Here is a 6,814-nt window from a genome sequence, read left to right as displayed (position 1 = left end):
CCTTTAATAGTTTCCATTTCTATTTTATTTAAATTGGCAATCACTTTTTTATCAAATTTTAATTGATTCTTTTTTTTTGCAATTTGTTTCATAATAATTTTTTTTTGTTAATAAATATTCCTATCCAATAGTGTAAGAAATTGTAAGTGATAGGGAATCTGTTACAGAAAATATACTTGACATATTTCCTCCTTTAATAGTTTCCATTTCTATTTTATTTAAATTGGCAATCACTTTTTTATCAAATTTTAATTGATTCTTTTTTTTTGCAATTTGTTTCATAATATTTTTTTTTTGTTAATAAATATTAGATTTAAAATAACTTGTATGCATTGAAGAAAATTAAGGATATAAAACATCTCTTGGTATTTAAACCTGAGAGATGTTTTAATTCTAAGGAAAATTTAGATTGACCACGTATAGGTTATTGACCAAGACCAAGAAATGCTATACGTAATAGTTATACTACTTTGTTCTTCCATTTTTCCACCTTTAATGGATTCCATTTCGTGTTGATTTAAATTGGTAATTACTTTTTTATCCAATTTTAATCCTTTTCCATTTTTTTCAATTTGCTTCATAAAAATTATTTTTAAATTGTTTTTTTAATTTGTTCCTGAATCCCATGTATAAGTCCAAGTATAGGTTATTGACCAAGTTGCAGTAATACTAATAGTGCTTTGTTCTGCAATTTTCCCACCTTTTATGGCTTCCATTTCTATTTGATTTAAATTGGTTATTAACTTTTTATCCAATTTTAATTCCTTACCCTTTTTAGGATTTTTTTTCATAGTATATATATATATTAAAAGTTTTTACAATAAGTGTACTAATCGGCAGACTGTCGATCAAAAAGCAGTAAATATTTCATTCATTACTTATTTCCACCTTTAATGATTTTACTTGTTTTTAATTTAAGTAGGGACAAATTTTCTCCACTTTTTCAGGCTTTTTTTCATAAATATATTTGTTTTTGAGCTCCTATATGTAGGTCCAACCACTTACAGCGCCACCTGTATCAGTATTGTATGATATTCCAGAAAAAGATATGTGCCAAGATGGTTCATTTCCCCCTTTAATTGTTTCCATTTCTTGCTTATTCAAATTTGTAATTACATTTTTTTGCAATTTTAATTGCTTACTTTTTTTTGGGATTTGTTTCATAAATATTTGATTTAAATGTTAAACTATTTGTATTTTATCTTGTTGACGAATAAATTGATGTAATCATAAATAACCTTTCCATCATAAAACATATATAATTTTAAGAATTTAATCCGCAGAAAAAGAATCTCCAAATCATTCAATTACAATAGAATAATTATTGATTTCAAAACTAGATGAACAACATACCCAAAGCAAATATCATTAGTCTAGATTTATAAATGTCGACTCTGAATTTATAAATCCCTTTAAAAAAAAATATAATCAACTGATTTTAAGTAATGTTTTTTTGAATGTTTGAGATATCTTTTCATGTAAAATCATACTATTTCTTAAAATAAATAACTAGTTTTGACGTATACAATAGTAATGCACGCCCTGTTTTATAGTCTATATGCCAAAATCAGAAATAAATTATAGTTTTTTTTCTTCTTTTATAATACGAACGCCACTCTATCCAATTGACTTTTACAGCAATCTTACAAATGGATTGTCCATTGAATCTGATGCAATAAAAGAAGTATTAAAAGAGACTCAAGTAAATGAAGCACTATTCTTGGCATCTCCCGAGTTGTATTCAGAAATTCAGAAATGGATGACACATAAAGACCGTCCCATTGATAAAGAAAAAAAAATTAAACTTTCGGTGTTGAAATACCTTATCCGAATGTCCACTCGATGTACACCATTTGGACTTTTTGCCGCTTGTGGTTCGGGTAAACTGGCTTATGAAACTAATATCAATATAAATAGCAATTTTAACAGTGACTGTTATATTGATAAGAAAAATAGTTTCTGTAGAAAAACCCGTTTCGATATGCAGTTCCTTGCTAATTTATCTAGCGAGTTAGCTTTAAATCCAACAATCCAAAATCAGCTACTTTTTTATCCCAATACTACACTCTACCAATTGGGCGATTTTTATAGATATGTGGAGTATGCTTTGCATCAAAAAAAACGAAAGTATTCTCTTGAAGCATTAAAACGAACTGATTATTTAGATTTGATATTGCAAAAAGCGATTGTTGGTGTCAGGAAAAAAGAATTGGCAACCTTTTTAGTTTCTGAAGAAATAAGTATAGAGGTAGCAATTGAATTTATCGAAGAATTGATTTTTAATCAAATCTTGGTTTCAGAATTTGAGCCAATACTTACTGGTAAAGATTTCCACCCCACAACCTTCTCCAAAGAAGAGGGAGCCGAAATTTTAAACAATAAAGTTGGTAATTTCACTAGAGTTCTGGATGATTTAAATAAACAATTACTTAAAATTGATACTAAATTTGGTAACCCGATTTCTTGTTATGAAGATATAATAGAAACCGTTGTAAAAACAAAGATTCCTTTTGATAAAAAGTATTTGTTTCAAACCGATTTGTTTCTGGATTCTAAAGATTTTCAACTAGACAATAAATACATTTCTGAACTATTAAGAGCAATAGATATGCTAAACAAAATTTCAGAAAAACCAAAAAATACAGCATTAGAAAATTTTAAAAAAGTCTTTGCTGAAAGATATGAAAGTGAAGCTATTCCTTTGGTTAAAGCACTAGATGTAGAAACTGGAATTGGATACTTGCAAAATAAAAATGGATTTGACTTTACACCTGTATTAGATAGTATCGGAATAAATCAGAAAGAAAGCATTGACAATCATTTAGTTAGTCTGAACGAAGTTGGCAAAATTATTTACAGCAAATTGCAAAATACCTTGCTAAATAATGAAAACAACATTGTATTAAACTATTCTGACTTTGAGAGCATCCAATTTCAGAAGGAAAATTTACCTAATACTTTTTCATGCCTTTTTGAAATTGTTGAAGAACATGAAAAAGAATGGATTGTAATTCAAAGTATTGGCGGTTCGAGTGCTGCAAATCTATTGGCTAGGTTTTGCTACGGAAATACTGGAATAAATGATTTAGCAAACGAAATTACCCAATATGAATCGGAAAGTTATTTCGATAAAATCTTAGCCGAAATAGTTCACTTGCCAGAATCAAGAACGGGAAATGTGTTACGAAGACCCAGTTTTAGACCCTATGAAATACCTTATTTAGGGCAATCTAGTTTACCTATTTCACATCAAATAAATATTGAAGATTTAATAGTATATGTAAAAAATGACCGTTTGGTTTTGTGGAGCAAAAAACAGGATAAAGAAGTTATACCAAGATTGACCAATGCTCACAATTATTCCTATAATGCGTTGCCCATCTATCATTTTTTATGTGATATGCAATTTGAAAATTGTAAATCAACAATAGGCTTTCATTGGAACAGCTTTGAAAAGCTTTTCGATTATTTACCAAGAGTGACTGTTGGAAATTGTATTGTATCAAAAGCAAAATGGATATTTAATAAAAACAGATATCCTGAATTTTTTAAAATTTTCAATAATAAAACGCCCGTTAGCCCTGATTTATTCCGTTCGATTATTCTCTCTTTGGGTGTTAGAGGACTTCGATATGTTTCATTGATTGATGATGATAACACATTACTAATCAATCTTGAAAATGATACTTGTGTTGAAATGTTAGTTGAGGCTGTTAAAAATAAGACGCAATTTGTTCTAGAAGAATTTTTATTTCCTTCAAGTAAAGTGATTACAGGAAACTCGGGTTGTTATGCGAATCAATTTATTGTAGGATTGAAAAAGAATAAAGATTAAGGTATGATACAAGAAATAAAGAGAACTTTTATTCTGGGAGAAGAATGGCTTTATTATAAAATTTACTGTGGAAGTTATTCAGCAGATAGCATTTTAATTGAAAGTATATTGCCAATTGTGACTGAATTGTTGGAACAAAAATTAATTGCCCAGTGGTTTTTCATACGTTACAATGATCCTAAAAATCATTTGAGAGTACGTTTTCAAATACCGAATGTAGATAATATTCAAAAAATCATAAAATTAACCCAACCACATTTCAGTAAGTTGATTGAAAAGGATGTAGCATATGACATCGTAACAGCAACCTATAAAAGAGAAATAGAACGCTATGGAAAGACAACTATTGGATTGGTTGAAGAATTATTTTGTTACCATAGTGAAAAAACATTACACCTGATTGATAACACTACTCCTGAGGAGGATGAAATAGTCCGAATATTTGCCTCATTGCATATGATAGATAATTTGTTAGAAAGTTTCAATATCTCTTTGAATCATCGGATTAACTTTGTTCAATCTATGGAACTGGCTTATAAAACAGAACATCATATAGAGAAAGAGAACAATAAAAAGTTGGACAGATTATTCCGCATTTACAGAAATGATATCGAATTCTATTTATATGAAAAAAACGAGCCCCTCTATTTAGAAGGCTTAATTGAATTAATGAAAATAACTGAAAAAGAAACTGAGATAATAAAAAACATAATAAGTAAGAAATTATCAACTGATTTGGAAGCACTTATTTCATCCCTTATCCACATGAACATCAATCGTATCTTTCGATCGAAACAAAGACAATACGAAATGTTATGTTATGATTTTATAAACCGATATTACAAAAGTACAATTGCTAGAAAATGAAAAACCTTATTACATTTATTTTAATACTTTTTACGACAACACTTTTCTCTCAAAAAAAAGAACATTTTGTTATTCCAGATTCACTGAAAAAAATGAGTTTTGAAACCTTGGATAAACGTTTCAATAATTCGCTTATGAATAAAGAAATGCTTACTATATATGCTAAAACTTACTATAAGAAATCTAAATTACAAAGCGACGTAATAACTACCGTCAATGGGATGTATATGGCTGCTTATGTTTCTGAAAATGATGATCAATTATTAAATTTCACAGATTCAATTATTGCATTGACCAAAAACCAAAATAACTTTTTTTATCCTGCAAAAGCCTATATTTTAAGAAGTATAATATTTTTTTCTAATGACAATTTGAACAAAGCATTAGTTAACATATTGGAAGCAGAAAAATATTCAAATAAATCAGGTAATGCAGAACAAAAAACATTAATAAACCAACAAATAGGGTTAATAAAAATTGAATTAGGAAAACCTCAAGATGCATTGCCATTAATATTAGAGAATTATAACTATTATAAATCTAAGAAAAGTAGTTCTCCCTACTATATTTATTCTGCCTGGATAATATCTGATATTTATAACCGTATTAAAAAACCAGACTTAGCCTTATATTATATAAATATTTTTTAAAAAAAAATAAAAAAAGACAATGCTTATTACAAATATTTTTTGCTAAATGAAGGTATTTCGTATCATTTAAAAAAACTATACTCAAAAAGTAATGCATCATTAGACAAATCAATATTGTTATTGAAAAATGATAAAATAAATCTAGCAATTAGCTATTATTATAGAGGAGAAAATGTTTTGAAAGGAGAAAAAAATATTCTTAAATCTAAAGAATATTTTGAAAAAGTGGATTCAATATTGATTACAACAAAAGAGTTTACAACTCTTTTGCGAAATAATTATCTCAATTTAATTGATATTACTAAAAAAATAAAAGAAGACAAACAACAACTTTATTATTTAAATCGATTGATTGAAATTGATGAAAGACTTAGTGAAAAAAATGTCATTTTGTCCGAAAATATCAATAAAAATTATGATACTCCTCATTTATTATCTGAAAAAGAAAAGGTTATTGCTAAAATAAATCAAGAAAAAAAGTTCTACATTGCTATAGGGTTTATTGTTTTTGTCGGGTTATTATTTACACTCTTTTATCTATCAAAAACCAAAAAAGAAAAACAACATTCTGAAGAACGATTTCAGGTATTGATGGATCAACCCAAAAGCGAAGCAATACCAGACGAAACCCTAATTACGGAAGACAAAAAAACAAAATCATTTGATTTACCTATAGACATAACAAAAGATTTATTGCAAAAATTAACCGCATTTGAAAAAGAGCAAGGTTATTTAGAATTGAATTTAAAATTAAATGATCTTACGGTGAAGTTTGATACGAATAGTAGCTACCTCTCAAAAACCATAAACCAATATAAAAATAAAAATTTCAGCCAATACCTTAATGATTTGAGAATATCTTATGCAATAAGGAAATTGAAAACAGATAAAAAATTTAGAAAGTATACCATAAAAGCCATAGCTGAAGAAGCGGGCTTTAGTAATTCTGAATCATTTGCAAAAGCTTTTCATAATAATACGGGACTTCAACCTTCTTTTTTCATAAAAAAAATAAAGGAAACTGAAGAAATTTAATTTTATTAATTACTTGAATACAAATTGAATAAGTCTATTTTAAGTCGGAATTTATAAATATCGACCATACTTATTACTTATACAAAAATTAACTTTCTACATTTACGAAAATAATTTAAAAATATAATCATGAAAAAACAAAAAATTGCAAACGATAAGAAATTATCATTAGAAAAGTACAAAGTAGCTGAATTGAAAAATCCTAAAATGATTATTGGCGGGAATGCAGCCGACGACGGTGGGGTTATAACAGCTGATCCTATCAGAACAGTACGCTCATAAATAATATTTATCTCAAACATCTTATTATAAATGTCAAAAACACGATTCTTTCTATTTACTCTAATTTGTAGATATTCCGACGAAAGTACACCACCCATTCCGGAGCAAAGTACACCACGATTCCGCAACAAAGTGCGCCATTTAT

Annotated in this window: 9 protein-coding genes; 5 read left to right on the top strand and 4 right to left on the bottom strand. The window is 27.8% G+C overall.

The genetic code is table 11. The features are described 5' to 3' along the window. Positions 1 to 120: 120 nt before the first annotated feature. The 4 genes from QO200_RS03700 to QO200_RS03685 form a co-directional block, all read right to left on the bottom strand. The gene (locus QO200_RS03700; RefSeq protein WP_371536523.1) at positions 121 to 282 is read right to left on the bottom strand and encodes a hypothetical protein; all 162 of its coding nucleotides are present in this window, start codon (positions 280 to 282) and stop codon (positions 121 to 123) included. A 122-nt stretch (positions 283 to 404) separates the two neighbouring features. Then, positions 405 to 581: a class I lanthipeptide gene (locus QO200_RS03695; protein ID WP_371536520.1), complete on the bottom strand. Its 177-nt coding sequence runs from the start codon at positions 579 to 581 to the stop codon at positions 405 to 407. Between the two features lie 24 nt (positions 582 to 605). Further along, positions 606 to 791, bottom strand: a complete 186-nt coding sequence (locus QO200_RS03690; protein ID WP_371536518.1) for a class I lanthipeptide — start codon at positions 789 to 791, stop codon at positions 606 to 608. 190 nt (positions 792 to 981) lie between these two features. Continuing rightward, entirely contained in the window at positions 982 to 1,164 is a 183-nt protein-coding gene (locus tag QO200_RS03685; protein ID WP_371536516.1) for a TIGR04149 family rSAM-modified RiPP, read from the bottom strand. Positions 1,165 to 1,558: 394 nt separating this feature from the next. Here QO200_RS03685 and QO200_RS03680 point away from each other — a divergent pair, with 394 nt between their 5' ends. The 5 genes from QO200_RS03680 to QO200_RS03660 all read left to right on the top strand — a co-directional run bounded on the left by QO200_RS03680 (position 1,559) and on the right by QO200_RS03660 (position 6,669). Beyond that, positions 1,559 to 3,835: a lantibiotic dehydratase family protein gene (locus tag QO200_RS03680; protein WP_371536514.1), complete on the top strand. Its 2,277-nt coding sequence runs from the start codon at positions 1,559 to 1,561 to the stop codon at positions 3,833 to 3,835. Between the two features lie 3 nt (positions 3,836 to 3,838). Continuing rightward, positions 3,839 to 4,702 carry a thiopeptide-type bacteriocin biosynthesis protein gene (locus QO200_RS03675; RefSeq protein ID WP_371536512.1) on the top strand — a complete coding sequence of 288 codons (864 nt, stop codon included), beginning with the start codon at positions 3,839 to 3,841 and terminating at the stop codon, positions 4,700 to 4,702. Beyond that, the gene (locus QO200_RS03670; RefSeq protein WP_371536510.1) at positions 4,699 to 5,352 is read left to right on the top strand and encodes a tetratricopeptide repeat protein; all 654 of its coding nucleotides are present in this window, start codon (positions 4,699 to 4,701) and stop codon (positions 5,350 to 5,352) included. Before QO200_RS03675 ends, QO200_RS03670 begins: the two co-directional genes overlap by 4 nt. Positions 5,353 to 5,700: 348 nt before the next feature. Beyond that, complete coding sequence (locus tag QO200_RS03665; protein ID WP_371536507.1) at positions 5,701 to 6,387, top strand: helix-turn-helix domain-containing protein; 687 nt, start codon at positions 5,701 to 5,703, stop codon at positions 6,385 to 6,387. A gap of 129 nt (positions 6,388 to 6,516) precedes the next feature. After that, entirely contained in the window at positions 6,517 to 6,669 is a 153-nt protein-coding gene (locus QO200_RS03660; protein ID WP_371536504.1) for a hypothetical protein, read from the top strand. The last annotated feature ends 145 nt before the right edge of the window (positions 6,670 to 6,814 follow it).

It is taken from the genome of Flavobacterium sp. Arc3, from assembly GCF_041431375.1.
Lineage (GTDB): Bacteria > Bacteroidota > Bacteroidia > Flavobacteriales > Flavobacteriaceae > Flavobacterium.
The sequence above is the reverse complement of the archived record's forward strand: the minus strand, read 5'-3'. Positions and strand labels throughout refer to the sequence as shown.

Bases quoted from the DNA above. Each gene is read 5' to 3' on its own strand.
- QO200_RS03670 (WP_371536510.1), top strand. From the start codon at position 4,699: ATGAAAAACCTTATTACATTTATTTTAATACTTTTTACGACAACACTT.
- QO200_RS03675 (WP_371536512.1), top strand. From the start codon at position 3,839: ATGATACAAGAAATAAAGAGAACTTTTATTCTGGGAGAAGAATGGCTT.
- QO200_RS03685 (WP_371536516.1), bottom strand. From the start codon at position 1,164: ATGAAACAAATCCCAAAAAAAAGTAAGCAATTAAAATTGCAAAAAAAT.
- QO200_RS03700 (WP_371536523.1), bottom strand. From the start codon at position 282: ATGAAACAAATTGCAAAAAAAAAGAATCAATTAAAATTTGATAAAAAA.
- QO200_RS03695 (WP_371536520.1), bottom strand. From the start codon at position 581: ATGAAGCAAATTGAAAAAAATGGAAAAGGATTAAAATTGGATAAAAAA.
- QO200_RS03690 (WP_371536518.1), bottom strand. From the start codon at position 791: ATGAAAAAAAATCCTAAAAAGGGTAAGGAATTAAAATTGGATAAAAAG.
- QO200_RS03680 (WP_371536514.1), top strand. From the start codon at position 1,559: ATGCCAAAATCAGAAATAAATTATAGTTTTTTTTCTTCTTTTATAATA.
- QO200_RS03660 (WP_371536504.1), top strand. From the start codon at position 6,517: ATGAAAAAACAAAAAATTGCAAACGATAAGAAATTATCATTAGAAAAG.